This window comes from Ottowia oryzae (genome assembly GCF_003008535.1).
Taxonomy (GTDB): domain Bacteria; phylum Pseudomonadota; class Gammaproteobacteria; order Burkholderiales; family Burkholderiaceae_C; genus Ottowia; species Ottowia oryzae.
Genome location: NZ_CP027666.1, coordinates 3,749,395 through 3,774,879, shown reverse-complemented (window position 1 = coordinate 3,774,879; position 25,485 = coordinate 3,749,395). Strand labels below are relative to the sequence as shown.

At 67.6% G+C, this 25,485-nt stretch carries 22 protein-coding genes; 6 read left to right on the top strand and 16 right to left on the bottom strand.

The genetic code is table 11. The features are described 5' to 3' along the window. Window positions 1-32: 32 nt before the first annotated feature. Window positions 33-1,346, bottom strand: coding sequence for a hemolysin family protein (locus C6570_RS17250; protein ID WP_106704313.1), 1,314 nt, complete (start codon window positions 1,344-1,346; stop codon window positions 33-35). Window positions 1,347-1,382: 36 nt separating this feature from the next. Between C6570_RS17250 and C6570_RS17245 the strand changes: the two genes are divergently transcribed. Together C6570_RS17245 and C6570_RS17240 are read left to right on the top strand one after the other, a co-directional pair. Then, on the top strand, window positions 1,383-2,222 hold the full coding sequence (locus tag C6570_RS17245; RefSeq protein ID WP_106704312.1) for a symmetrical bis(5'-nucleosyl)-tetraphosphatase: 840 nt from the start codon (window positions 1,383-1,385) through the stop codon (window positions 2,220-2,222). After that, the gene (locus C6570_RS17240) at window positions 2,219-3,502 is read left to right on the top strand and encodes a DUF445 domain-containing protein (protein ID WP_245896236.1); all 1,284 of its coding nucleotides are present in this window, start codon (window positions 2,219-2,221) and stop codon (window positions 3,500-3,502) included. Before C6570_RS17245 ends, C6570_RS17240 begins: the two co-directional genes overlap by 4 nt. Before the next feature lie 208 nt (window positions 3,503-3,710). Here C6570_RS17240 and C6570_RS17235 read toward each other — a convergent pair whose 3' ends face one another. Together C6570_RS17235 and ypfJ are read right to left on the bottom strand one after the other, a co-directional pair. Further along, window positions 3,711-5,165, bottom strand: a complete 1,455-nt coding sequence (locus C6570_RS17235) for a DEAD/DEAH box helicase (RefSeq protein WP_106704311.1) — start codon at window positions 5,163-5,165, stop codon at window positions 3,711-3,713. 148 nt (window positions 5,166-5,313) lie between these two features. Continuing rightward, on the bottom strand, window positions 5,314-6,198 hold the full coding sequence (ypfJ, locus tag C6570_RS17230) for a KPN_02809 family neutral zinc metallopeptidase (RefSeq protein WP_106704787.1): 885 nt from the start codon (window positions 6,196-6,198) through the stop codon (window positions 5,314-5,316). 44 nt (window positions 6,199-6,242) lie between these two features. Here ypfJ and pcp point away from each other — a divergent pair, with 44 nt between their 5' ends. Both pcp and C6570_RS17220 read left to right on the top strand, forming a co-directional pair. After that, window positions 6,243-6,929, top strand: coding sequence for a pyroglutamyl-peptidase I (gene pcp / locus C6570_RS17225; RefSeq protein WP_106704310.1), 687 nt, complete (start codon window positions 6,243-6,245; stop codon window positions 6,927-6,929). A gap of 110 nt (window positions 6,930-7,039) precedes the next feature. Beyond that, window positions 7,040-7,969: a delta(1)-pyrroline-2-carboxylate reductase family protein gene (locus tag C6570_RS17220; protein ID WP_106704309.1), complete on the top strand. Its 930-nt coding sequence runs from the start codon at window positions 7,040-7,042 to the stop codon at window positions 7,967-7,969. A 95-nt stretch (window positions 7,970-8,064) separates the two neighbouring features. Here C6570_RS17220 and C6570_RS17215 read toward each other — a convergent pair whose 3' ends face one another. The 4 genes from C6570_RS17215 to C6570_RS17200 form a co-directional block, all read right to left on the bottom strand. Further along, window positions 8,065-8,739, bottom strand: coding sequence for a hypothetical protein (locus tag C6570_RS17215; RefSeq protein WP_106704308.1), 675 nt, complete (start codon window positions 8,737-8,739; stop codon window positions 8,065-8,067). 55 nt (window positions 8,740-8,794) lie between these two features. Continuing rightward, a complete protein-coding gene (locus C6570_RS17210) occupies window positions 8,795-9,733 on the bottom strand; it encodes a DMT family transporter (RefSeq protein WP_106704786.1) in 939 nt (312 codons plus the stop codon). Between the two features lie 175 nt (window positions 9,734-9,908). Then, window positions 9,909-10,484: a dCTP deaminase gene (gene dcd, locus C6570_RS17205; RefSeq protein ID WP_106704307.1), complete on the bottom strand. Its 576-nt coding sequence runs from the start codon at window positions 10,482-10,484 to the stop codon at window positions 9,909-9,911. Between the two features lie 55 nt (window positions 10,485-10,539). Continuing rightward, entirely contained in the window at window positions 10,540-11,916 is a 1,377-nt protein-coding gene (locus C6570_RS17200; protein WP_106704306.1) for a guanine deaminase, read from the bottom strand. Between the two features lie 230 nt (window positions 11,917-12,146). Between C6570_RS17200 and C6570_RS17195 the strand changes: the two genes are divergently transcribed. Continuing rightward, window positions 12,147-12,680, top strand: a complete 534-nt coding sequence (locus C6570_RS17195) for a TetR/AcrR family transcriptional regulator (RefSeq protein WP_164675558.1) — start codon at window positions 12,147-12,149, stop codon at window positions 12,678-12,680. Between the two features lie 85 nt (window positions 12,681-12,765). Here C6570_RS17195 and C6570_RS17190 read toward each other — a convergent pair whose 3' ends face one another. The 6 genes from C6570_RS17190 to C6570_RS17165 all read right to left on the bottom strand — a co-directional run bounded on the left by C6570_RS17190 (window position 12,766) and on the right by C6570_RS17165 (window position 20,484). Next, the gene (locus C6570_RS17190) at window positions 12,766-13,824 is read right to left on the bottom strand and encodes an adenosine deaminase (protein ID WP_106704785.1); all 1,059 of its coding nucleotides are present in this window, start codon (window positions 13,822-13,824) and stop codon (window positions 12,766-12,768) included. Between the two features lie 254 nt (window positions 13,825-14,078). Beyond that, window positions 14,079-15,170 carry a DUF1521 domain-containing protein gene (locus tag C6570_RS17185; RefSeq protein ID WP_164675557.1) on the bottom strand — a complete coding sequence of 364 codons (1,092 nt, stop codon included), beginning with the start codon at window positions 15,168-15,170 and terminating at the stop codon, window positions 14,079-14,081. Between the two features lie 232 nt (window positions 15,171-15,402). Further along, window positions 15,403-16,413 carry an aromatic ring-hydroxylating dioxygenase subunit alpha gene (locus C6570_RS17180; RefSeq protein WP_106704303.1) on the bottom strand — a complete coding sequence of 337 codons (1,011 nt, stop codon included), beginning with the start codon at window positions 16,411-16,413 and terminating at the stop codon, window positions 15,403-15,405. 199 nt (window positions 16,414-16,612) lie between these two features. Continuing rightward, a complete protein-coding gene (locus tag C6570_RS17175; protein ID WP_106702355.1) occupies window positions 16,613-17,839 on the bottom strand; it encodes an IS256 family transposase in 1,227 nt (408 codons plus the stop codon). 5 nt (window positions 17,840-17,844) lie between these two features. Next, the gene (locus tag C6570_RS17170) at window positions 17,845-18,984 is read right to left on the bottom strand and encodes a BMP family ABC transporter substrate-binding protein (protein ID WP_106704784.1); all 1,140 of its coding nucleotides are present in this window, start codon (window positions 18,982-18,984) and stop codon (window positions 17,845-17,847) included. Window positions 18,985-19,308: 324 nt separating this feature from the next. Then, a complete protein-coding gene (locus C6570_RS17165; protein WP_106704302.1) occupies window positions 19,309-20,484 on the bottom strand; it encodes a BMP family ABC transporter substrate-binding protein in 1,176 nt (391 codons plus the stop codon). A gap of 264 nt (window positions 20,485-20,748) precedes the next feature. Between C6570_RS17165 and C6570_RS17160 the strand changes: the two genes are divergently transcribed. Then, window positions 20,749-21,741, top strand: coding sequence for a hypothetical protein (locus C6570_RS17160; RefSeq protein WP_106704301.1), 993 nt, complete (start codon window positions 20,749-20,751; stop codon window positions 21,739-21,741). A gap of 24 nt (window positions 21,742-21,765) precedes the next feature. On the opposite strand, the gene C6570_RS17155 is transcribed toward C6570_RS17160, so the two are convergent. From C6570_RS17155 to C6570_RS17145, 3 genes are read right to left on the bottom strand one after another with little or no spacing between them, the layout of a single operon-like run. Then, a complete protein-coding gene (locus C6570_RS17155; protein ID WP_106704300.1) occupies window positions 21,766-22,686 on the bottom strand; it encodes an ABC transporter permease in 921 nt (306 codons plus the stop codon). Further along, entirely contained in the window at window positions 22,686-23,744 is a 1,059-nt protein-coding gene (locus tag C6570_RS17150; protein WP_106704299.1) for an ABC transporter permease, read from the bottom strand. The genes C6570_RS17155 and C6570_RS17150 overlap by 1 nt, the downstream gene beginning before the upstream one ends. Next, the gene (locus C6570_RS17145; protein ID WP_106704298.1) at window positions 23,731-25,275 is read right to left on the bottom strand and encodes an ABC transporter ATP-binding protein; all 1,545 of its coding nucleotides are present in this window, start codon (window positions 25,273-25,275) and stop codon (window positions 23,731-23,733) included. The genes C6570_RS17150 and C6570_RS17145 overlap by 14 nt, the downstream gene beginning before the upstream one ends. Between the last annotated feature and the right edge of the window lie 210 nt (window positions 25,276-25,485).

The window sequence follows — 25,485 nt, the reverse complement described above, 5'->3', positions numbered from 1 at the left end:
TATACCATCGCCCCGCCGAAAACCCATAATCCTCAGAGTTCGGCGGGTTGAATATCTTCTGGCGGCAAGGGTCGGGCCAACACCCGGTCAATTCGCCGGCCCTCCATTTCAACCACTTCGAATACCCAGCCCTCTATTTCAACGCGGTCGCCCACGCTGGGTAAATGCCCCCAGATGGCCAGCATCAGGCCGGCCACCGTGTTGTAGCGGCCTTTGTCTTCCAGTGGCAGGTGGTCGATGTCCAGGCGCGATTTCAGTTCGGACACGGGCATCATTCCATCCAGTATCCAGGCGCCGTCGGCCTGCGGCGTGGCCCAGGCGTCCATGTGCGCGCCTGGTTTCAATTCGCCGGTAATGGCCTCTAAAAAGTCGCGAGGCGTCATCATCCCCTGAACCACGCCATACTCATCGACGATGAACATCAGCCGGCCGGCGCGCGCGCGCAACTGCTCCAGCATCTCCAGGCCGCTCAGGGTTTCAGGCACGAAGGCTGCTGGGGCGACGTGCTTTTCCACTTTTTCCGTGGTGCGAGCCAATTCCAGCAGTTTCGCGACCGAAATAATGCCGATGACGTCGTCAAGGCCGCCGCGACAAACGGGGTACCACGAGTGGGTGCCGTTATCGCCGCTGCGCGCCACATATTCCAGAGCCTCGACCACAGTTTGATCGGCTTCCAGCCACTGAATCTCTCCGCGGGGCACCATCATCGACGTGAGTGAGCGATCGTCCAGGTGAAATACGTTGCGCACCATCTGGTGCTCATGCGCTTCGATCAGGCCGGCGTCCAGACCTTCCTCCAGGCTGGCCGACAGTTCTTCTTCAGTGACTGCGCGGCCGCTAGATTCGTCGATGCGCAGCAGGCTCAGCACCGCCTGCGTACATAGCGAAAGCAGCCATACAAACGGCTTGGCAATCATGGCCAGCCAGGTCATGGGCTTGGAAATCCAGCGCGCCACCGCTTCCGGGAACATCTGGCCAATGCGCTTGGGGACCAGTTCGCCAAAAATGATGGTGGTGAAGGTGATGGCGATCACGACGATGGCGGTGGCAGCAATCGAGGCCGCGCCTTCGCTCAGCCCGTGCCCGGCCAGCCACACGGCCAGCGGCGCGCTGAAGGCGGCTTCGCCAAAAATGCCGTTGAGCATGCCGATGGAGGTAATACCCACCTGCACCGTTGAGAGAAACTGCGTGGGCCGATCCATCAGCTGCAAGGCGGCGGCGGCGCCCGAATCTCCGCTTTCTTCCATCGCCACCAGCCGCGCCTTTCGGCTGGATGCGACGGCCAATTCCGACATGGCGAACAGGCCGTTCAAGAGGGTGAGAAAGACGATGATCAGCAGGTCCATTCAAATCGGGCGTCCAGCCCGTAGAGAATCAAGGTCATGGCACTTTACTTGATTGGCGACGTGCAGGGCTGCGACAGCGCCCTGGGCCGCCTGCTGGACAAAATCGATTTCTCCCCCAGCCGCGACCGCCTGGTCGTGCTGGGCGACCTGGTCAACCGCGGCCCGGGTTCGCTGGCCGCGCTCAGGCGCCTGCAGGCGCTGGGCGATGGCGTGGCGCAGTGCCTGCTGGGCAACCACGACCTGCACCTGCTGGCGGTGGCGCAGGGCGTGCGCAAGCCGCATCGGTTGGATACCCTGGGCGACATCCTGGCCGCGCCCGACCGCGAAGCGCTGCTGCACTGGTTGCGCCACCGCCCGCTGGCGCTGCGCGAGCAGGGCGTGCTGATGGTGCACGCCGGCGTGCTGCCGCAATGGTCTGCCGACCAGGCGCTGGCACTGGCGGGCGAGGTGCAGGACGTGCTGCGCGGCCCGCATTGGGCCGAGTTCTTCCTTCACATGTACGGCAACAGCCCAGACCAGTGGGACGAAGCCCTCACCGGCGCGGCGCGCTGGCGCGTCATCGTCAACGCCTTGACCCGGCTGCGCCTGTGCACGGCGCAGGGCCGCATGGAGTTTGAAACCAAGGAAAGCCCCGGCGCCGGCGCGCCGCCGGGCTACATGCCCTGGTTCGATGTGCCCGGCCGGGCCACGGCGCAAGACGTGGTGGCCTTCGGGCACTGGTCCACGTTGGGCTGGCTGGATCGGGCGGACGTCCTCGGGCTGGACACCGGCTGCGTCTGGGGTGGCTGCCTGAGCGCCGTGCGCCTGGGCGCGACCGCCGGTGAGCGCGAGCTGATCCAGGTGCAGTGCGAGCAAGCCCAGGTGCCCGGCCAATGAGCGGCAACAGCCCCACCAGCGCGCCGCCCCGTCCCCGCGCGCGCGACGCTGCGGGCATGAAGCGCATCGCACTGGCCCTACTGGCCGCCGCCGCCGCGCTGTACGCCGTGGCCACGTGGCGCACGCCCGCTCACCCGGCTTGGGGCTACGTGGCGGCGTTTGCCGAGGCCGCCATGGTGGGCGCGATCGCCGACTGGTTCGCCGTGGTGGCGCTGTTTCGCCACCCGCTGGGCCTGCCGATCCCGCACACCGCCATCATTCCCGAGAACAAGGACCGCATCGGCGAGAACCTGGCCAACTTCATCGCCACGCACTTCTTGGCCACCGACCAGGTGCTGGCCAAGGTGAAGGATTTCGACGCCGCCGGCCGGGTGGCGCAGTGGCTGGCGCGCCCCGACAACGCCGACCGCGTGGGCGAGCGCCTGGTCGAGGTGGGCCGCTGGGCCGTGGGCGCGCTGAACGACGAGCGCGTGCGCCAGTTCGTGGCCGACCTGGCGCGCCGTGGCCTGAAGCAAGTGGATGTCACCCGCCTGAGCGGCCAGGTGCTCGAAGCGATGACCCATGAAGGCCGCCACCAAGAGCTGCTGGACGGCGTGCTGGTGCAGCTGGCGCGCCTGCTGGGCGAAGACGTGGTGCAAGACACGCTGACCGAAGCCATCGCGCGCGAGGTAAAGGCGCTGCGCTACGTGGGGCTGGACCAGGTGGCCGCGCGCATGGCCACGCGCAAGGTGGTCACCGTCGTCGCCAAAACCATCATCGACATGGCCGAAGACCCGCAGCACGAGCTGCGCCTGCGTTTTGACGGTGCCGTGACGGACTTCGTGGAGCGCCTGAAAACCGACGACGCACTGCGCGCGCGTGTGGACAAGGCCAAGGCGGAAATGCTGGACAGCCCCGCGCTGAACGACTACGTCAACCAGCTGTGGACCGAGCTGCTGGCCTGGCTGCAGGACGACATGGGCCGCAGCGACTCGTCCCTGCGCCGCAGCATCGCGCTGGCCACGCGCACGCTGGGCGAGCGGCTGGAGCGCGACCCCGAGGTGCGTGGCTGGATCAATGGCGAGCTGCAGGCCGCCGCGCCGCGCCTGATCGACCGTTACCGCGAGGACATCCGCCAGTACATCGTCGCGCGCGTGCAGGCCTGGGACGCGCAGGAGATGACGACCGAGCTGGAGCGCCACATCGGCCACGACCTGCAGTTCATCCGCATCAACGGCACCCTGGTGGGCGGGCTGGTGGGCCTGGTGATCCACACGCTGACAGTGTGGCTGACGGGTTAATGCTTCAAAAACAATAGCTGTCAGCGCTTATCCCTAGGGCGCTTGAGCACGTTTTTACTTGGATTGTGGCGCTTGCGGCAGTTGGCTTGCCGCCTCGCCGCGCAGATCGCTCAAGCCCGATCAAGATGCCGGCGCCGGTGTCTGCAACGTAACGGCGCTGACCTGCGGCGCCAAAGTCGCGTGGGGCGCTGGCATGCGCCCGGGCAACTCAATCGGCCGCGGACGGCGTTTCCTGCGGCGCCTTGAACAGCGCGGCCACCTTGCGCTTCGGCTTGATGTTGGCCGACACGCTGCTGCGCCCGGGGCGGGCCTGCGTTTCCCAGGCGGCGGGGGCTTGTTCGGCCGCAGGCGAAGCCTCGTACGGCTTGTCGAAGAACGGATCGGCTGGCGCGGCAGCGGGCCGGGGGCGGTCGCTGGTGCGGCGCTCGGCGCGCTGGCGGCGCACGTCGTCGCGCGCATCGCCGGTTTCGTCGCCCTGCCAGCGGCGGCGGCCGTCGTTCTGGCGGCCGCTGGGGCGCTCGTTCTCGAACTGCAGGTGCTCGACTTCGATCTTGGTCTTGAGCAGCTTTTCCAGCTCGCCCATCAGGCGCTGGTCGCCCTTGGTGACCAGGGTGACGGCCAGGCCCGAGGCGCCCGCGCGGCCGGTGCGGCCGATGCGGTGCACGTAGTCCTCGGGGTTGAAGGGCACGTCGTAGTTGAAGACGGCGGGCACGTCCTTGATGTCCAGCCCGCGCGCGGCCACGTCGGTGGCCACCAGCAGATCGACTTCGCCCTGCTTGAAGGCTTCGAGCGACTTCAGCCGCTCGTCCTGGCTTTTGTCGCCGTGCAGCGCGGTGGTGCGCAGGCCGTCGCGCTCCAGCGCGCGGGCCAGGCGGGCGCAGCCCAGCTTGCTGTTGCAGAACACGAAGGCCTGGCGCAGCTCTTTGTCTTTCAGCACCTGGCGGATGGCGCTGCGCTTGTCGTCGTCGTCCAGCAGGTAGAAATGCTGCTCGACCGTGGAGGCGGTGGTGTTCGGCCGTGCCACCTCGATCAGCACCGGGTCTTGCAGGTAGCTGGCCGCCAGGCGTTTGATCTCGGGCGAGAACGTGGCCGAGAAGAGCAGGGTGGTGCGCTGCTTGGGCAGGTAATTCAGGATGCGCTGCAAATCGGGCAGGAAGCCGATGTCCAGCATGCGGTCGGCCTCGTCCAGCACCACGTACTCGACCTGGTTCAGCACCGCGGTCTTGGCCTCGATGTGGTCCAGCAGGCGCCCCGGCGTGGCCACCAGCACCTCGACGCCCTTGCGCAACTCTTCGACCTGGGGCTTCATGTCCATGCCGCCAAAGACGACGGCGCTGCGCAGGTTGGTGTATTTGGCGTACTGCTTGACCTGGCCAGCCACCTGGTCGGCCAATTCCCGCGTGGGCAGCAGCACCAGCGCGCGCACCGGGTGGCGCGCGGGCGATACCGAGGCGGTCTCGTGCTTGAGCAGGCGCTGCAGCAGCGGCAGCGAAAAAGCGGCGGTCTTGCCCGTGCCGGTCTGCGCGGCGCCCATCACGTCCTGGCCAGCCAGCACGACCGGAATGGCCTGCTCCTGGATGGGCGTCATGTTCTCGTAGCCCATCTCGGCCACGGCGCGCTTGAGCGGCTCAGCCAGCGCAAGAGTTGAATAGGGTTGCGTCATGAACCTTCTATTGTCGCACCCTGACCCCGTTTTGTACCGTGCGTGACGGGGCGGGGCAGCGCGGCCGCCCGGGTGCTCATGAATTAATAGCTGCCAGCGCTGGTGCAGCCTGCGCTGGCGCCGGATTGGATGCCTGGCCCTAAAGACACTACAGCGACTGCGCGTTGAACGTGTCGCACGCCTGCACGCTGCCGGTTTTGTAGCCCTGGTTGAACCAGCGCTGGCGCTGCGCGCTGGAGCCGTGCGTGAAGCTGTCCGGCACCACGTAGCCCTGGCTGCGCTTTTGCAGCGCGTCGTCGCCGATCTTGGCAGCTGCGTTCATGGCCGATTCGATGTCGCCCTGGTCCAGCCAGTTCTTGGCCTGCTGAGACTTGTTGGCCCAGATGCCCGCGAAGCAGTCGGCCTGCAGCTCCAGCCGCACCGACAGCGCGTTCTGCTGCGTCTGGCTGACGCGCCCGCGCATCGCATCGACCTTGTCCGTCAGGCCCATCAGGTTCTGCACGTGGTGGCCGACTTCGTGCGCGACGACGTAGGCGCGCGCAAACTCGCCCGGCGCGCCCAGCTGGCGGCTGAGCGTGTCGAAGAAGTCCATGTCCAGGTACACCTTCTGGTCGCCCGGGCAGTAAAACGGCCCCATCGCCGCCTGGCCGGTGCCGCAGGCCGTGGGCGTCACGCCGCGGTACAGCACCAGGCGCGGCGGCTTGTACTGCGCGCCGTTCTCGCGAAACACCTGGCCCCACGCATCTTCGGTAGAGCGCAGCACGGTCGAAACAAACGCCGCCTCCTTGTCGTTCGATGGCGGCGCCTTGGCCGGGCCTTGCTGCTGCACTACGGGCGCACCGCCGCCGCCGCTCAGCATGCCCAGAATGGTCAGTGGGTTGATGCCAAAGATCCAGCCACCCACCAGCGCAATCACGATGGTGCCAATGCCGATGCTGCGGCCGCCGAAGCCAAAGCCGCCACCCCCGCCGCCGCCATCGTCACCGCGCCGGTCTTCCACGTTGCTTGACTGGTCGTTGCCTTCCCACCTCATCGTGTGCTCCTCACCGCGCATCCGCGATGCGCTAAATTGCCGCAATGGTATCTGCCCGCCACACCGCCCGCGCGTCGGACGACCGCCCAAGCCCCGCGCCCGTGTTGCTGACGGGCTTCGACCCCTTCGGGGGCGACCCCGTCAACCCCAGCTGGCGCATCGCCCAGGCCCTGCACGGCAGGCTGCTGGACGGCCACCGTGTCGTGGCCGAACAACTGCCCACCGTCTTTGGCAGCGCGCTGGTGGCGCTGGACGCCGCCCTCGCACGCCACCGCCCCACGCTGGTGATTTGCCTGGGGCTGGCCAGCGGGCGCAGCGCGTTGTCTGTCGAGCGCATTGCCATCAACGTGGATGACGCCCGCATCGCCGACAACGCCGGTGCGCAGCCCATCGACACCCCCGTGCTGCCCGGCGGCCCCGCCGCGTACTTCAGCACGCTGCCGATCAAGGCGATGCGCGACGCCATCCTGGCTGCGGGCGTGCCGGGCGAGATTTCGCAAACCGCGGGCACCTTCGTCTGCAACCACGTCTTCTATGGGCTGATGCACCGGCTGGCCACGGTGCCTGCCTTGAAAGGCGCGCGAGGCGGCTTCATCCACGTGCCCATGCTGCCCGAGCAGGGCGCGCCCAGCCTGCCGCTGGCCGACATGGTGGAGGGCCTGCGCGCAGGCATCCGCACCGCGCTGGCCACCACCGGCGATGTGCGCAGCGGCGGCGGCGCCATTCATTGAACGGCAGGGTTCAAGTAAAAAGTGCCCGTGGCGCAGGCCGCACCAGCGCTGGCAGCTATGCATTAAATAGCAATTCGCCGCTGCGCAGCGCCTGCGCCAGAATGCCCCGCATGACCGACACCCTGCTTGACGCCCCACGCACCGCCCAGTGCCTGCCCTGGCCCGCGCTGGTCAACGAGATTGAAGCCCTGCTGACCGACGCCAGCGTCAGCGTGCCGCCGCGCCTGGTGGTGCCCATGGACCAGGGCGCCTACCTTTTCGCCATGCCTGGCTGCGACGCCCGCACGGCGATGACCAAGCTCATCACCTTCACGCCCGCCAACGCCGGCACCGCGCGCCCCACCATCCAGGGCGACGTGACGGTGTTCGACGTGGCCACGGGCCAGCGCCGCCTGATTCTGGACGGCCCCACCGTCACCGCGCGGCGCACCGCCGCCGTGTCGGCGCTGGCTGCGCGCCAGCTGGCGCCGAACCTGGCGGGGCCCATGCTCATCGTCGGCGCCGGGGTGCAGGGCATGGCGCATGTCGAGGTGTTTGCCGCCGCGCTGGGCGTGCGGCGGTTTCTGGTCGCCTCGCGCAGTGCCGCCAGCGCCGATGCCCTGGTGCAGCACGCGCGCGGGCTGGGCCTGCAGGCCGATGCGGTGCCCGATGCCGACGCCGTCGCCGACGACTGCCCGCTGATCGCCACCTGCACGCCCGCCAGCGCCGTCGTGCTGCGGGCGCTGCCGCGCCCCGACGCCTTCATCGCCGCCGTGGGCGCCTTCACCCCGCAGATGGTGGAACTGGCGCCCGAGCTGTGCCGCCACGTAGCGCAGTACGGCCGCATCGTCGTCGATTCGCGCGATGCCGACCACGAAGCGGGCGACTTGCTGCAGGCCGGCCTGCCCGTGGCCGATTTCGCCAGCTTGGCTGACGTGGTGCATGGCGATTTGCTGGGCCAGGCCGGGGGCCAGCGCAGCGGCCCGGTGCTGTTCAAAAGCTGCGGCTGGGCTGGCTGGGACCTGGCGGCCGCACGGCTGGCGGTGCGCGCCGCTGGTTGATGAGGCCGATTAACGGGGCAGGTTGACGCTGCAGGTTGACGCCGTCTGGCTGCCCCGGCGCGGCGCCCGCAATGTCAGCCGCAACCCCCGCCGCGTCAGCTGCCGCGTTTCGCGCGCGCCGCAGGCGCCGCGGGTGGGCGGATCTGGATCGTGCGGTCAAATTCAAAGCGCCCTGCTGCGGTGAACTTGTTGGATTTCGCCTCGCCTTCCGCGTCGGTCGTCAGCGGCAGCCCGGTCTTGGCGTCGAACTGCGCCGTGATGGTGGTGATCTTGCTGCTCAGCCCGTCGCCCGGCACCTGGTAGCGGTACGTGCGCACGGCCCGGCCGCCGTTGTCTTGCAGGTCGCAGGTCAGGTTGGTCATGCCTTCGGTCGTCATGTACGTGGCGGTGGCGCCTGCAAACAGCTGGGTGTCTTCGGCGCTGAGCGCCGTCCATTCGCCATACGGAAGCGATTTGGACCACGCCTTCTGGCCCACGCCCATGTAGTGGTCGCCCATCGGCGCATCGGACGTGATGCGAAAGGCCGTCTTGTCGGGCACGACCTCGGACACCGTGGTCACCTTGCCCTGGCGCAGCGTCATCACCCAGCTGCCGTCAGACATGCGGGTCATGGGCACGCGGTCTTCCGTCAGCTTGAACGGCCCCGCCTCGGGCTTGACGCGGTTGTCGCGCGCAAAGTCGCTCTGGCAATCGGCCCACGCCGCGCAGGCGGGTGCCAGCCATGCGGCGGCGGCGATCGTCAGGCCCACGGCGCTGCGAAGTGGATGCATTTCAGTTCTCCCTTTTTGTAGATCAAAAACTCAAGGTGAAGTGGCCAGCTAGCGCTCACAGGTATGGCGCGCACAACACCACGATGCCCAGCACCACCAGCGTCATCCCCGCTTTCTCGGTGCCGCTCATGCGTTCGCGAAACAGGCCGCGCGACACCAGCAGGCTGAACAGCACTTCCGACATGCCCACGGTGCGCACCGCGGTGGCGTTTTGCATCGCGTAGGCCGCAAACCAGGCCAGTGAAGCGATGGCGCCCAGCGAACCCGCCACCAGCGACACGCGCCACGCGCGCCAGATGGGCCGCAAGCCCTCGGGCGAGCGCCAGGCCAGCCACCCGCCCAGGCTGAGCGACTGCATCGCCTGCGCCAGCAGCACGCCCCACGCCGCCGACAACCAGGGCGATTCAACCCCCAGCGCCAGCGCGGCGCCGCGGTAACCGACCGAGGCGAGGGCAAAGCACGCGCCGCACAACAACCCATAGCCTGCTGACGCCGACCACCAGGCTGAGTGGCCCAGGCTGGCGCGGCGTTCTGCTGGCGGCAGGCTGAGCACAGCCACGCCCGCCGTGGCCACCAGCATGGCGGCCACCATCACCACCGTGGGCCACTCGCCCAGAAACAGCACGCTGAACAGCGCCACCTGCAGCACCTCCGTTTTCGACAGCGTGACGGCCACGGCGAAGTTGCGCTCTTGCATGGCGCGCAGCAGCGCGGCGGTGGCGCCCAGCTGAAACGCCGCGCCCAGCGCGATCCAGCCGAAGTACGCCCAAGAGAACACCGGCCACGGCGCGGGCGCGCCGCCCGGCCACAGGTACAGCGACAGCAGGCACACCAGCGCGAACGGAAGCCCAAACAAAAATCGCACCAGCGTGGCGGCCCAGGTGCCCAGGCTGCCGGTCAGCGACTTCTGCGCCGCGTTGCGCCCGGTCTGCGCCAGCGCCGCGAACAAAGTGACGGGAACCCACCAGAAGGTGGCCAGGGTGGTGGAAGTCATCCGGATGGGGCCGCAGCAGGGCGCTGAGGGTGCGGCGACCGTGGCCTGGGCGTGATTTGCGTGGTTGCGAAAGGAAAATTCCGCCAGCGCACTGTGCACCAGCGCCAGCAGCTATCAATTCAGTAGTTGACGGGCGTCGGTCTGGCAGCGCGTCGGCTTGCGCCAGCCCGCGCCATCAGGTCTTGGGCAGCGTCACACCCACCTGGCCCTGGTACTTGCCGCCACGGTCCTTGTAGCTGGTTTCGCACACGTCGTCGGGGTCGCTTTCAAAGAACAGCACCTGCGCGCAGCCCTCGCCCGCGTAGATCTTGGCGGGCAGCGGCGTGGTGTTGCTGAATTCCAGCGTCACGTAGCCTTCCCATTCGGGCTCGAAAGGCGTGACGTTGACGATGATGCCGCAGCGCGCGTACGTGCTTTTGCCCAGGCAGATGGTCAGCACGTTACGCGGGATGCGGAAGTATTCCACCGTGCGCGCCAGCGCAAAGCTGTTGGGCGGAATGATGCAGACCGGCGCGTTGATGTCTACAAAGCTCTTCTCGTCGAAGTTCTTCGGGTCCACCACCGTGCTGTGGATGTTGGTGAACACCTTGAATTCGGGCGCGCAGCGGATGTCGTAGCCGTAGCTGCTGGTGCCGTAGCTGACGATCTTCTGCCCGTCGGCGCTTTGGCGGACTTGGCCGGGCTCGAACGGCTCGATCATGCCGTGCTGTTCGGCCATGCGGCGGATCCATCGGTCGCTCTTGATGCTCATGCTGTGTACTCTGGTTTTGATAGCTGCCAGCGCAGTCTGCGCCAGCGCTGGGGCGTTATTTTGCTTGAGAAATAATGGTTTGCTCGATCACGCGGTCGTCGCCCAGCACGATCAGGGCGAACAGCAGCTCGGCCAGCGAATCGGCCTGCGACGTGCGCCGCGCCAGCAGCGGTGTGGCGGCGGGGTTCAGCACGACGAAGTCGGCCTCGCAGCCGGGCTGCAGGTTGCCGATGACACCTTCCAGGTCCAGCGCGCGCGCGGCGCCCGCCGTGTGCAGCCACCACAGCTTTTCAGGTGCCAGGCTGACGCCGGGCTTGGCGGCAAAGCCGGTGGTGGCCGCGCGGCCGGTGAAGTAGGCGGCGCGCATGGTGACGAAGGGCGAAAAGCTGGTGCCACCGCCCACGTCGCTGGCCAAACCGTACAACATGCCCCCACGCTCCCCCGCTTCGCGAGGTCCGCTGCCCCCCGAGGGGGCCGTTTCTGCCTTGGGGCGGCCCGGCGGCAGAAAGCCCACGCGGTCGGCGGCGGCGAAGTCGAAAAAGCCGCTGCCCAGAAACAGGTTGCTGGTGGGCGAGACGGCGGCGGCGGTGCGCGTGTCGCGCATCAGGCGGCGGTCGTCGTCGTCGAAGTGGATGCAGTGCGCGTACACGGCGCGCGGGCGCATCAGGCCGTGGTCGGCGTAGATGGCCAGGTAGCTGCGCGAATCGGGGAACAGCGCGCGCGCCCAGGCCACTTCGTCCAGGTTTTCGGCCACGTGCGACTGCACCCACACATCGGGGTATTGGGCCGCCAGCGCGCCCGCGCCGCGCAGTTGCGCCTCGGTGCAGCTGGGGGCAAAGCGCGGCGTGATGGCGTAGCCCAGGCGGTCTACGCCGTGCCATTGGCGGATCAATGCCTCGGTGTCGATCAGGCTTTGCTCAGTGTCGTCGCGCACGCCGTCGGGGCTGTGGCGGTCTTGCAGCACCTTGCCGGTGATCAGGCGCATGTGGCGGCGCTGCGCTTCGGCAAAGAGCGCGTCGACCGAAGGCACGTGCGAGGTGCTGAACGTGAGCGACGTGGTCACGCCGTTGCGCAGCAGCTCGTCACAGAAAAAGCGCGCCACGCTGGCGGCGTGGGCCTCGTCGGCAAACTGCGCCTCGTGCGGGAAGGTGTAGTGCTCCAGCCACGGCAGCAGGCCTTCGGCGGGCGAGCCGATCACGTCGGTCTGCGGGTAATGGATGTGCAGGTCGACAAAGCCCGGCGCCAGGATGCGCCCCGGCAGATGCGTGCAGGGCACATCGGCGTACTGCGCGGCCAGCGCGGCGTAGGCGCCCGCGGCCAGCACCACCTGGCGGCCCTCGGCATTGGGGCCCACCACCAGCAGGCCGTCTTCATCGAACAGGGCTTGACCGTCGGGGTCAAAGCGAAGCAGGGAGGCGCGCCAGGATTGCATGCCGCCATTTTGCCTGCGGGCCGACGCCGGGCGCGCTCGCGCACCCCCGGCCAATGGCGCGCACCCTGTTGCCGGGTTGCGATGGCCATGTCCAATGACATAGCCAAACTTAAACCCCACTGCTATGCTGACTTACTGCTTACAGTATTCAAGACAGATCGGGTGACATGCGGGGACAGGTGCGGCACAAAATGGTTCAAGGGGCTTCGCGGGTTCTGGCGCGCAGGGGCTTGCACGCCACGGCGTTCTCGGAAGTGTTGGCGGTCACCGGCGCTTCGCGCGGGTCGATCTACCACCACTTTCCGGGTGGCAAGGCAGAGCTGATCGAGGCGGTGCTGGAGGACTACGGCGGCCGCACCGACGACGCACTGCAAGCGCTGCACGGCCAGCCCTTGTTGAGCGTGGTGCGCGGCGCGCTGGCGTTGTGGCGCGCCCGCCTGGTCGAAGAAGACTGCGGAGCCGGTTGCCCCGTGGCTGCCGTGGCGTTGGCCGCTGATTCACCGCGCCTGGAAAGCGACTGCCGCGCCATTTTTGACGACTGGATCGCCACGCTGAGCGGCGCGCTGTTCGCGGGCGGCTTGAGGTCGTCCGATGGCGCGAAGGCCCTGGCCACCTTGGTCATGGCAAGCATGGAAGGCGGCACCGTGCTGGCGCGTGCGCAGGGCAGCATCGAACCTTACGACGTGATGGCCCGGCAGGTGCTGGCCTACGCCGAGCACGCGGTGGCCGCCAATGCCGCCACCACCGGCCGCCGGGCGGCCTGATCGACAGCGGCGGGCGCCTGCTGTCAGCGGCCGGGTTGCCCGGACGCTCACGCTGGCGCGGGCCAGCGGCGGCGCGGGGTGACGATCAAGCGGCGCCGGGTGCGGCGGCTTCGGTGAAGCACTCGTCCAGCTGCGCGCGCCAGGCGGCCTTGTCAGCGGGCGGCGCAAAGCTGGCGTCGATGCTGTTGGCCGCCAGTTGCCAGGCGTGGCGGGCGTCCATGTTGCTGGCGGCGAACATGGCGCGCAGGTTGTCGTTGACGTAGCCGCCAAAGTAGGCTGGGTCGTCCGAGTTGACCGTGGCGCACAGGCCCGCGTCCAGCAGCGCCTTGAGCGGGTGGTCGCGCAGATCAGGGAACACCTGCAGCTTCTGGTTGGACAGCGGGCAGACGGTCAGCGGCATGCGCTCGCGCGCCAGGCGCTGCATCAGCCCCTTGTCGCGCACGGCTTGCACGCCGTGGTCGATGCGCTGCACCTTCAGCAAATCCAGCGCTTGGCGGATGTATTCGGGCGGCGCCTCTTCGCCCGCGTGCGCCACCACGTGCAGGCCCATGTCGCGCGCGCGGGCAAACACGCGCTGAAACTTCTCGGGCGGGTGCCCGACTTCGCTGGAATCCAGGCCCACGCCGATGAAGTGGTCGCGCCAAGGCAGGGCGTCTTGCAGCGTCTGCAGGGCCTCGTCTTCGCTCAGGTGGCGCAAGAAGCACAGGATCAACGCCGCGCTGACGCCCAGTTGCGCCTGCGCGTCGCGGCAGGCGCGCGACAGGCCGAGGATCACGGTCTGCATCGGCACGCCACGCGCCGTGTGCGTCTGCGGGTCGAAGAACAGCTCGGCCCGCACCACGTGGTCGGCTGCAGCGCGCTGCAGATACGCCCACGCCATGTCGTAGAAGTCTTGCTCGGTGAGCAGCACGCTGGCGCCGGCGTAGTAGATGTCCAGGAAGCTCTGCAGATCGGTGAACGCGTAGGCCGCGCGCAGCGCCTCGACCGATGGGTAAGGCAGCGTGACGCTGTTGCGCTGGGCCAGGGCGAAGATCATTTCGGGCTCCAGCGAGCCCTCGATGTGCATGTGCAACTCCGCCTTGGGCATGGCGGCCAGCAGGGCGGGCAGCTGCGCGCAAGGGATGGCGGCGAAGGCTTCGGCCATGGGGTGGACCACGTGGGTGTCTGCCGGGCGAGGGGTAGAGGCGTTCATGCCAAGCATTCTGCACAACGCGTGCCAGCGTGATCGAGGCGCACGCGGTGCCAATCGCTGGGCGGCCGAGCCTTGCGCGTGGCGCGCAGCCGGGCGTGTGCGCCACAAAAAACCCGCCTGAGAGGCGGGTTGGCAGGGGTTGACTGGATGCGCTGCGCGCTGGACGGCCCGGCAGCCGGGGCGGGCGGTGCTCGCGGCAGGGCGCGTCAGCGCAGCAAGCCCAGCAGCAGCTTTTGCATCGCGGATTGGCCGCGGTCTTCGGTGGGGAACACCGCCACGCCGTCCACGGCGCCAATCGCGCCCAGGCCGCGCGTGATCGCGTTGAAGGGCAGCAGGCCGGGGTTGTTGGTGCGCCAGGCCAGCGTGCCGCCGCTGCGCGTGTCCACGCCGCCGTTGCGCTGGCGAATCTCCAGCGTGTGGGCATCGCGCTCGACCACCTGCGGGCGAACCAGCAGGGGCTTGGTCATGGGCGGTGGCTGGGTGTGGCAGCGGCCGGGCTCTGCCCGCGCCGTGTCGGCCGCGCCGAACAGGTTCAGCCCGCCGCCGAACAGGCCGGTGAACAGGTACAGCCCAAGCGCCTGGCCGAATGACTGCGTGAACTCATACGCCTTCGGCGCGCCCGGCTTGGTGGCGTTCATGTCCTGCTGGGTGACCAGCTTGCCGGTGTCGGGGTTGATCCAGCCTTCGCCGTTGGCGTTCTCGCGCACGGTGAAGCCGTCGGTGGTGGCCCAGTCCAGCAGCTGGCCGCCGCGGTCGGACGTTTCGATCTTCAGGTCGCCCAGCTGGTTCTGGCTCAGCCCGGTGATCTTCATCGCGTTGTCGCCGCGCGTCACCGTGACTTCGCTGGCCACGTACATCTCGGGGTTGTTCTTGAACTGCTCGGTGTCGATGGTGATCTTGGTGCCGTCTTCCAGCTGGAAGGTGGTCTTGCCCCAGAAGTCCACGTCGGTCTTGCCGTCCTTGTTCCAATCCACATGGGGGTCGCCCCAGATGTTGGTCACCTCGCCGTTGTTCTTGTTGATGATCTTGATCTGCGAGTCTTTCTCGTCCAGCTGCAGCGTGTAGTTGCCCAGATCGATGTCGGCCTTGCCGTTGCCGGGGTTGTTCACCGTCCACTGCGTTGCCTGCTTGCCACCTGGCTGCGGCTTGCACGGGCAAAAGCACCCTTGCGTATCCAGTTTTCCCAGTTCAAAACGATTGGTGTGAGACAGCTGCGGCTTGGTCGGTTTGATTTGGCCGACATCGCCCAGAAAAACGGCGCCGATGGCGGCAAATCCGGCCACTTGGGTGTTGATCATGGAATCTCCTCGTTGAAGGGGCGCCGCACGGCCCGCGCTGGGCGTGGTGAAGGCATGGCGGCTTGGGCGCAAGTAGACCCGCGCAGGGGGCGCGCCACAAGCTGCCATCAATCCCATCGGTAACGTTCCTATCGGTAGTGTTACCAGGGGTCAGGCAGGCCAGGGGCGCCACCGGCGGGCCGATCAACGCAGGAGTGCAGGAGGGCCGGGCGCGCGAGGCCCGGCCAGGCGATCAGCGGATCACGCCGAAGTGGATGCCGCTGGTCTTCAGGTAGCGGCGGTAGGCGGCCGACATCCGGTCGGCGGCGCTGTGGGCCTCGGCGTCGGGCGCCAGGGGCAGGCGCTTGGGCTGCTGCGATTCCAGCACCGGCTGGTCCTGCCCAAAGATCGTGTTCTGGAAGTCGATCAGCCGGGCGTCGGGCGATTCAAAGTCGTTCATCGCCATGCGCGTCCAGGCCACGCTGGTTTCCTCCGTCACAGGGCAGACGAACATGGCGATCGATTCCCACAGCCCGTCGATGGCGGTGCTGCCCGCCTCGGGCTGCTTGGTCAGCACGGCCGTGTATGGCGCGGTGACTTCGTAGGTGTATTCCACCTGCGCGCCGCTTTCGGCGTGGATGGACGAGCGCGGCTGCCACGCCAGGCAGCCGGTGGCCAGCACGCCGTGCGGCGTGGGCTTGACCTCGTAGGGCGGGATTTCCGCGCGGTCGCGGCTGCCCAGCCAGTCTTCGTGCACGAAGCCGAAGTGCGACATGTCCAGAAAGTTTTCAATGATGCGCGGCGCGCTGGCCTGCACCAGGTAAGGGCCGCTGGTGGTCTTGCGCAGGCGCGGCTCGGCCTCGGCGGCGAAGCCGGGCAGGTCGTGAATGGGCAGCGCATCGTCCACGGGCTCGGCCAGGCGCACCCACAGCATGCCGTAGGCTTCGCGCGTGGCGAAGGTGGTGGCGGCGCAGCGCGGGCCGGGCTTGAAATCGGGCACGGCGGGCACCAGCGTGCAGGCGCCACCGGCTTCAAAACGCCAGCCGTGGTAGGGGCACTCCAGCTGGCCGGCGTGCACGCGGCCCAGCGACAGGCGCGCGCCGCGGTGCGGGCACTGGTCGGCCCAGGCGTGGGCGTTGCCATCGCCGTCGCGCCACAGCACCAGCGCCTGGCCCAGCAGGTTGGCGGCGTGCGGCTGCGTGCCGATGACGTGGCTCAGCGCCACGGGGTGCCACAAGGTTTTTTCTAACGTGGGTTCTGTCATTCTTATAGCCAAATCGCCTGCTGACGCCCGGTGGACGGGCGCCAGCAGCTATCTATTTGGAAGCAGGTACCTTGCCTTCCACGCCTTTGACGTAGAAGTCGATCTTGCCCATCCAGTCGTCGTCGGCGGTGGTGCCGGCGGCCAGGCGCTCTTTGCCGGTGCTGGGCGTGTCCGAATTTTTGTGTAAACGGTTCGGACTTCAATTGACGGAGATGCGGTCTCCGAACTGAATGGTAAAGCGGGTCAGCGCGGCCTTCCAATCGCGGATGGGCATGGTCCACTTCTGGCTGATGTTGCGCAGCGCCAGGTAGAACAGCTTGGTCAGCGCCTCGTCGCTGGGGAACAAGCCCCGGTTCTTGGTCAGCTTTCTCAAGCTCATGTTGACCGACTCGATGGCATTGGTGGTGTAGATGACCTTGCGGATTTCCGGCGGGTAATCAAAGAACGGGATGAGCCGGCTCCAGTTCCTGCGCCAGGACTGGCCGATGGGCAGGTACTCGGCATCCCATCGGGCCTCGAACTCTGCGAGCATCAGTTCGGCCTCCTCGGCGGTGGCGGCCGTGTAGATGCGGCGCAGGTCGGCTGCCACTTCCTTGCGGCGCTTCCATGAGACGTAGTTCAGGCTGTGGCGCACCATGTGAACGATGCACAGTTGCACCACCGCCTTGGGGAACACCGCCTCGATGGCGTCCGGAAAGCCCTTGAGCCCATCGACACAGGCAATGAAGATGTCCTGCACGCCCCGGTTGCGCAGTTCGGTGACCACCTGCAGCCAGAACTTGGCACCCTCGGTCTGCGCCAACCACAGACCCAGCACCTCCTTCTCGCCCGTCATGGTGATGCCGATGGCCAGGTACACCGCCTTGACCCGCACCGCGCCCTCGCGCACCTTCACGTGGATGCAGTCCAGATAGACGATGGGGTAAATCGGCTCCAGCGGCCGGGCCTGCCAGGCCTTGACCTCGTCGGCCACGGCATCTGTCACCGAGGAAATCAGGCTGGGTGAGACCTCGGTGCCGTACATCTCTTCGAGGTGGGCCTGTATCTCGCGCACCGTCATGCCACGGGCGTACAGCGAGATGATTTTGTCGTCGAAGCCGGCCCAGCGGGTCTGGTGCTTGGGGATGAGCTGAGGCTCGAAGCTGCCATGGCGGTCGCGTGGCACTTCGATGGGCAATTCGCCGAACTCGCCCTTGAGGGTCTTCTTGCTCTTGCCGTTGCGGGTGTTGCCAGCGGGGTTGGCCACCGCCTCGTTGCGTTCATGGCCCAGGTGCTCAGTCAGCTCAGCGTCCAAAGCTCGCTCGACCAGCAGCTTGGTCAGTTGCTTGAGCAGGCCGTTCTCGCCGATGAGGTCTTCAGGCTTCTTGTAGTTGGCCAGCAGGCCAGACAGCAGTTCTTCGGGTACGTTGTGTTTCTTGGTGCTCATTGTGCTTACGGACAGGCCGGCTTGCGTCGGCGTTGGATTGTCCGTTTACACAAAATTCTGCACACCCTCCCGGTGCTGTCCACGATGGGGCCGTTGAACACGTCAAAGCTGCGCGCCTTCATCTTGGTCTTGATCTCTTCGACCTTCGCGCGCACCTCGGCGGGGATCTCGTCCGACAGCTTGATCAAGTCGTTCTGCCCTTCCGGCACGCCCCAGCGCGTGACCTGGCCGCCCTTCCAGCTGCCGTCCAGCACGGCCTGGATGCTCTTCTTGTAGTAGTGGCTCCAGTCGGCGATGGCCGAGCCCAGGTGCGCCTTGCCGCCAAAGCTGCTCATGTCGCTGTCCCAGCCGAACGCGTGCTTGCCGGCGGTGTCGGCGGCTTGCAGCACGGCGGTGGAATCGGTGTTTTGCAGCAGCACGTCGGCGCCGCCGTTCATCAGCGCTTGCGCGGCCTCGGTTTCCTTGGGCGGGTCGTACCAGCTGTTGACCCAGGCCACGCGCACGCGAATGCCCGGCTTGACGCTTTGCGCGCCCAGCGTGAAGGCGTTGATGTTGCGAAGCACTTCAGGGATGGGGAACGAGCCCACAAAACCCAGCGTGCCGGTCTTGCTCATGCTGGCGGCCACCACGCCGGCCAGGTACGTATCTTGGTAGAAGCGCGAGTCGTACACGTTCATGTTCTCGGCCGTCTTGTAGCCGGTGGCGTGTTCGAACTTCACTTCCGGGTGGTCTTTGGCCACCTTGAGCATCGGCTCCATGAAGCCGAAGCTGGTGCCAAAGATCAGCTTGTTGCCCTGCGCCACCAGGTCGCGCAGCACGCGCTCGGTGTCGGCGCCTTCGGGCACGCTTTCGATGAAGGTGGTCTTGATCTTGCCGCCAAACTCGGCTTCGGCTGCCTTGCGGCCCAGGTCGTGCGCGTAGCTCCAGCCGGCCGAGCCGACGGGGCCGACGTAGATCCATGCGGCCTGCAACGCTTCGCTGGCCGGCGCGGGGGCCGAAGCGGCGGCGGGCGCGGGGGCGGGCGGGGCTGCGTCAGCCTTTGGGGCCTCGTCTTTGCGGCCGCAGCCAGCCAGCGCCGCTGCGCCCAGTGCGGAGGCGGCAGCGGCGAACTTGAGCAGCGCGCGTTTGTGGTTGTCGGTGGTCATGTCGAGCACTTTCGTCGTGAGGTTCGGAACGCGGTGCGGCGCACCACGGGCGCAAGCGCATGCAATTCGCGTGCCGATCAGGCCGGAATTGTAGGCAGGCCAACGCAGCCGCCAGCGGCGCGCTGTCACGCAGGCGGCGCAACGTGCTGGGGCGGATGTGTCGTTGAGATATTCAAGCAAAAACACGCCCTGGCGCTGGTAGGTAGTGCGCTGGCAGCTATCAAAAGAGGAGTGTACGGCGGTGCTGCCCATGCGCTGACCGGCACCGCGCGGCCACAAAAAAGCCGCGCACGGGGCGCGGCTGTTGGGCGAGGCCGGATGGCCTTATTTCTTGTCGGCGCCCGGCACTTTGCCTTCGACGCCCTTGACGTAGAAGTTCACGCCGCTCAGGAACTTGTCGTCGGCCACCTGGTCGGCCGCCAGCACTTCCTTGCCGTTGTTGTCGAACAGCGGGCCTTTCCAGATGTGGTACGTGCCTGCCTTCAGGCCGTTGCGCACTTCGTCCAGCTTGGCTTTGGCGGCCTCAGGCACGTCGGCGGCCAGCGAGACCAGGTCGATCGCGCCTTCTTTCACGCCCCACCAGCTCTGGCCCGTGGCCCACTTGCCATCCAGCGCGTCGCCCACGGCCTTGGTGTAGTAGGGCGTCCAGTTGATGATGGCCGAGCCCAGGTGCGCCTTGGGGCCATAGGCGGTCATGTCCGAATCCCAGCCAAAGGCGCGCTTGCCCATGGATTCGGCCGTTTTCAGCACGGCGGGCGAATCGGTGTTCTGGAACAGCACGTCGGCGCCGCCGTTGATCAGCGACGTGGCGGCCTCGGTTTCTTTGGGCGGGTTGTGCCAGTCGTTCACCCACACCACGCGCGTCTTGATCTTGGGGTTGGACAGCTGCGCGCCCAGCGTGAAGCTGTCGATGTTGCGCACCACCTCAGGGATCGGCACCGAGCCCACCACGCCCAGCGTGCCGCTCTTGGTCATCGCGCCGGCGATCACACCCGCCATGTACGCGCCTTCGTAGGTGCGGCTGTCGTAGGTGCGCAGGTTGTCGGCCGTCTTGAAGCCGGTGGCGTGCTCGAACTTCACGTCGGGGTTGTCGGCGGCCACTTTCAGCATGGGCTCCATGAAGCCGAAGCTGGTGCCGAACACCATCTTGTAGCCCTGGCCGACCAGGTCGCGCACCACGCGCTCGGTGTCGGCGCCTTCAGGCACGTTTTCGACAAAGGTGGTCGAAATCTTGTCGCCGAATTCCTTCTCGATCGCCTTGCGCGCGTTGTCGTGCGCAAAGCTCCAGCCGCCGTCGCCTACGGGCCCAACGTAGACAAAACCAATCTTCAGCGGCTCGGCCTTGGCGGGCGCAGGGGCCGAGGCTTCGGTGGCGGCGCTGGCAGCGGGCGCGGCGGCGGTGGGTGCCGGCTCGTCTTTCTTGCCACATGCGACCAGCGCACTGGCGGCCGCTGCCAGGGCAGCGAGTTGGAGCAGGGAGCGCTTGCGTTGGTCGGTCATGCGTGTGCCTTTCTGAGGTGATAGAGCTGCGTTGGAAAACTGGGATTATGAGGTAACAGTGTGTGGCGCAGCCCAGCGTGTCCGGGCTTGTTGAGCGACACGGCGGCCCTGCGGGTTGGCCCCGGCGGCGCTGGCTTGGCTGGCCTCGGATGGCGCCGCAGCGCAGGTCAACGTCGCAAAAGCTGACGCAGGTCAAAGACGCGGGGGCCTACTGTTCGCGCAAAATGTTGACTATTTAGTATTACGCTCGGTAAAGTTCCCGCCATGAAAACCGTGGCCGTGGGACTGACCGAGAAAGAAGCCTTTGCGCTTTCATTGCTGCTGCGCAAGCTGCAGCCCGAAGGGGCCTTCGTTGCGCAGTCGCTGGGCGCGGCCACCCAGGGCGGCGATCTGTACGTGATCGACGCCGACGCCTGGGTGCATGAGCACGGCGTTGAGCAGGCCACGGCGCACCTGCGCGGCCTGCTGCAAGGCCGGCCCGCCGTGCTGCTGATGGCGCCGCACGTGCCCGACAGCACCGAGCAGGCGCAGGCCGACGCGCAAAAAGCCGCCTGGACGGCGCAGGGCTGGGTGGTTTTGCGCCGGCCCTTCCGCGCCGAGGCGATGCGCCAGGCGCTTGACGCAGCCGCGGCACACGCTGCATCCGCGCCGGCTGACCACGTCGCCACGCCCGATGACGGCGGCCACAGTGCGGCCCAGGCCCAAGCCCAAGCGCATAGCGACGCCCCGGCGACGGCCCCGCTGCCTTTCGACACCACGGCCAGCCAGCGCAGCCGCACCTCGGCGTTCTTCAGTTCGGCATTTTTTGCGACCACCGTGCAGGGCCCGGCTTCGCAGCCAGCGCCTGCGGGCGGCGCGGGCTTCCCGCCGCCCGAGATCACCAACGCGCAACTCAGTCTGGGCGAGTTCACGGCCAGCCTGGCCACCTCACCCTCGGCGGAGTGTCGGCACTTTCTGGGTGCGTTGGCGCAGCGGCTGGCGCAGCCGGGGCCCTTCGAGATGAGCTTCACCATGATCAACGGCCTGGTCTTCGACGCCAACCAGGGCTGGGTGGCCAGCAACACGCCCATGTCGGTGCTGCGCATGGTGGCGCGCAGCCGCAGCCTGGGGGCGCACGTGAAGATCGTCGATCTGGATGCCGATGCAGAAGCGCGCCGCCGGGCCGAGCAGCGCGGCATGACGGCGTACCCGCTGGGGGCCATGCTGCATGCGCTGGCGCGCGTGGCCGATTGCCAGCTGCCCGTGGCGGCCAGCTAGCCGCTGCTGGCGGGGCAGCGGGCTTCAGCTGCCAGGGTAGTAGGGCTTGCCCAGGGACGCGGGCATGTTCACGCGGATCCAGGTCGGGTTGCGCGAAATCAGCGCCAGCACCACGATCGTGGCCAGGTAAGGCAGCATCGACAGCACCTGGCTGGGAATCTGCACGCCTTGCGCCTGCAGGTGGAATTGCAGCATCGTCACCCCGCCAAACAGGTAGGCGCCCAGCAGAATGCGGCCCGGCCGCCAGGTGGCGAAGGTGGTGAGCGCCAGCGCGATCCAGCCTTTGCCGGCCACCATGCCCTCGACCCACAGCGGGGTGTAGACCAGCGACAGGTAGGCGCCGGCCAGCCCGCACATCGCGCCGCCGAACACCACCGCGCCCAGCCGAATCAGCCGCACCGGGTAGCCCAGCGCATGGGCCGACTGGGGCGATTCGCCCACCGCGCGCAGCACCAAGCCGCCGCGCGTGCGGTACAAAAACCACACCAGCCCCAGCGCCAGCAGCATCGCCCCGTACACCAGCGGGTGCTGGCGAAACAGTGCCGGGCCGATGATGGGAATGTCGCCCAGGCCGAAGGCGTTGAACGGCGTGCGTTCGGGCAGCTTGGCCTGCACGAAGTTGATGCCCACGAAGGCCGACAGGCCCACGCCGAAGATGCTCAGCGCCAGGCCGGTGGCGTACTGGTTGGTGTTCAGCCAGATCACCAGCACGCCAAAGGCAGCGGCCAGCACCGCACCGGCCAGCGCGCCCGCGGCAAAGCCCAGCCAATCGTTGCCGGTGGTGACCACGGTGGCAAACCCGGCGATGGCCGCGCACAGCATCATGCCCTCGGCGCCAAGGTTCACCACGCCGGCTTTCTCGTTGATCAATAAGCCCAGCGCCGCCAGCGCCAGCACGGTGCCGGCGTTCAGCGTGGCCGCAAACAAGAGTGCGTAGACTTCCATTAGCCCGCCTTCGCGCGCACGCGGTAGTTGATCAGCGTGTCGCACGCCAGCAGCGTGAACAGCAGCAGACCCTGGAACACCCCGGTCAGCGACTTGGGCAGGCCCAGGCGCGATTGCGCCAGCTCACCGCCGATGTAGAACATGCTCATCAAGATGGCCGACAGCACCATGCCCAACGGGTGCAGGCGCCCAACAAAGGCGACGATGATGGCGGCAAAGCCGTAGCCGGCCGGCACATAGGGCGTCAGCTGGCCGATGGGGCCGGCCACTTCCAGCGCGCCCGCCAGCCCGGCCGTGGCGCCGGACACCAGCAGCGCCGTCCACAGCGCGCGGCGCGAAGAAAAGCCCGCGTAGCGCGCCGCCGCCGGGGCCAGCCCGCCCACCTGCTGCGCAAACCCGGCGCGGGTGCGAAACAGGAAGATCCACAGCAGCGCGGCCCCGCCCAGCGCCAACATCAGGCCCAGGTTCACGCGCGAGCCCTTCATCAGCTTGGGAATCTGCGTGACGGCCTCGAACGTGCGCGTTTGCGGAAAGTTGTAGCCCGCCGGGTCTTTCCAGGGGCCGTACACCAGATAGCCCAGCACCTGCACCGCCACGTACACCAGCATCAGCGTGACCAGGATTTCGCCCGCGTTGAAGCGGTCTCGTAAAAATGCCGCGATAGCCGCCCACAGCATGCCGCCCGCCATGCCGGCCAGCAGCACCGCCACCATGATCCAGCGGCCCGTATCTTTGGTCGCCATCAGCGCCACGCCGCCCGCAAACACCGCGCCGATGATGTACTGCCCCTCGGCGCCGATGTTCCACACGTTGGAGCGAAAACACACCGCCAGCCCCAGCGCGATCAGCAGCAGCGGCGTGGCTTTCAGGCCCAGCTCACCCAGCGCGTAAGGCGATTTGATCGGCTCCCAGAAAAACACCTGCAGCCCGCGCACCGGGTCTTTGCCCAGCGCAGCGAACAGCAGCGTGCCGATCAGCACGGTGATGGCCAGCGCCAGCAGTGGCGATGCCCAGGTCCAGGCGCGCGAGGGCGCCGGGCGTGGCTCAAGGCGCAGCATGCGCGCTCTCCTTTTCTTGCAGCGCCTGCTGCACTTCTTCGTGCCACAGGCCGCTCATCCACTGGCCGATCTGCTGCACGGTGGCCGCGCGCCGGTCGATCGACGGCGACAGCTGGCCCTTGGCGATCACGTGCAGGCGATCGCTCAGTTCAAACAATTCGTCCAGCTCTTCGCTGACCACCAGCACGGCGCAGCCCGCGTCGCGCAGCGCCAGGATTTCGGCGCGAATCTGCGCCGCCGCGCCCACGTCCACGCCCCAGGTGGGCTGCGAGACGATCAGCAGCTTGGGCTTGGCGTCGATCTCGCGGCCCATGATGAATTTCTGCAGGTTGCCGCCCGATAGCGAACGCGCAGGCGCGTCTGGCCCCGCCGCCTTGACGCGGTAGCGCGCAATGGTGTCGGCCGCCTGCGCACGCAACTGCCCAATGCGCAGCCAGCCCAGCGGGCCCACGGCTTCGCGCCGCGTCAGCAGCAGGTTGTGCGCCAGGCCCATCTCAGGCACGGCGCCGCGGCCCAGGCGTTCCTCGGGCACAAAGTGCAGCCCCAGCGCGCGGCGGCGCCCGGGCGTCAGCCGGCCGGCGGCGACGCCTGCTATCTTTATGGAAGCTGCCGGCGCCCGCTGATCCTCGCCGGAAAGCGCAAAAAGCAATTCCCGCTGGCCATTGCCCGATACGCCCGCCAGCCCCACCACCTCGCCGGCGCGCACCTGCAGGGCGATCTCGACCAGGTCAACGCCAAAGGGCGATTCGCGCGGCAGGCTCAGCCGGTCTACCTCCAGCACGGGCGCGCCCGGCGTGTGGGCGTGGTGCTGCAGCGCGGGCGGGTCGGCGCCGATCATCAGGCGCGACAGCGAGGCGTTGGTTTCGGTGCGCGGGTCGGTCACGCCCGTCACCTTGCCGCCGCGCATCACCGTGCAGGCGTTGCACAGCGCGCGAATCTCGTGCAGCTTGTGGCTGATGTACAGAATGCTGCAGCCCTCGGCGGCCAGCTGGCGCAGGGTGACGAAGAGCTTTTCCACCGCCTGCGGCGTGAGCACCGAGGTGGGTTCGTCCAGGATCAGCAGGCGCGGGTTGGTCAGCAGCGCGCGGATGATCTCCACCCGCTGCATCTCGCCCACGCCCAGCGTGTGCACGGGGCGCAGCGGGTCGATGTCCAGGCCGTAGGCGGCGGCGGTTTCCTGGATGCGGCGGGTGACTTCAGGCAGCGTCAGGCTGCGGTCAAGACCCAGCCACACGTTCTCGGCCACCGACAGGGTTTCAAACAGGCTGAAATGCTGGAACACCATGGCGATGCCCAGCTGCCGCGCCTCTTGCGGGCTGCGGATGTGCACGGGCTGGCCGTCAAAGTGCACCTCGCCCGCATCGGGCTTGACCGCGCCGTAGATGATCTTCATCAACGTGCTTTTGCCGGCACCGTTTTCGCCCAGCACGGCGTGGATCTCGCCCGGCTGCACCGTCAGCGACACGTCGTCGTTGGCCAGCACGCCGGGGTAGCGCTTGGTGATGTGTTGCAGTTGGAGTCGGGGCAGCATGGGCGGCGGCGTTCAGCTTGCAAAATTGTAGCAATCGGCATGCCAGCAGCGGCGCTGGCTGCGGGTTCAAGCCACATGGCCCGCTGGCTGGCTCAGATTGTGTGGCAATGTATCACCGCCATCGCGCGCGTCTGTGCGGGAAGATACGGGGGCGTGCGGCCGGCTCAGGGGGGGCCGGCGCGCCGCTGCACGAGCTTGCGCGGGGGCGTC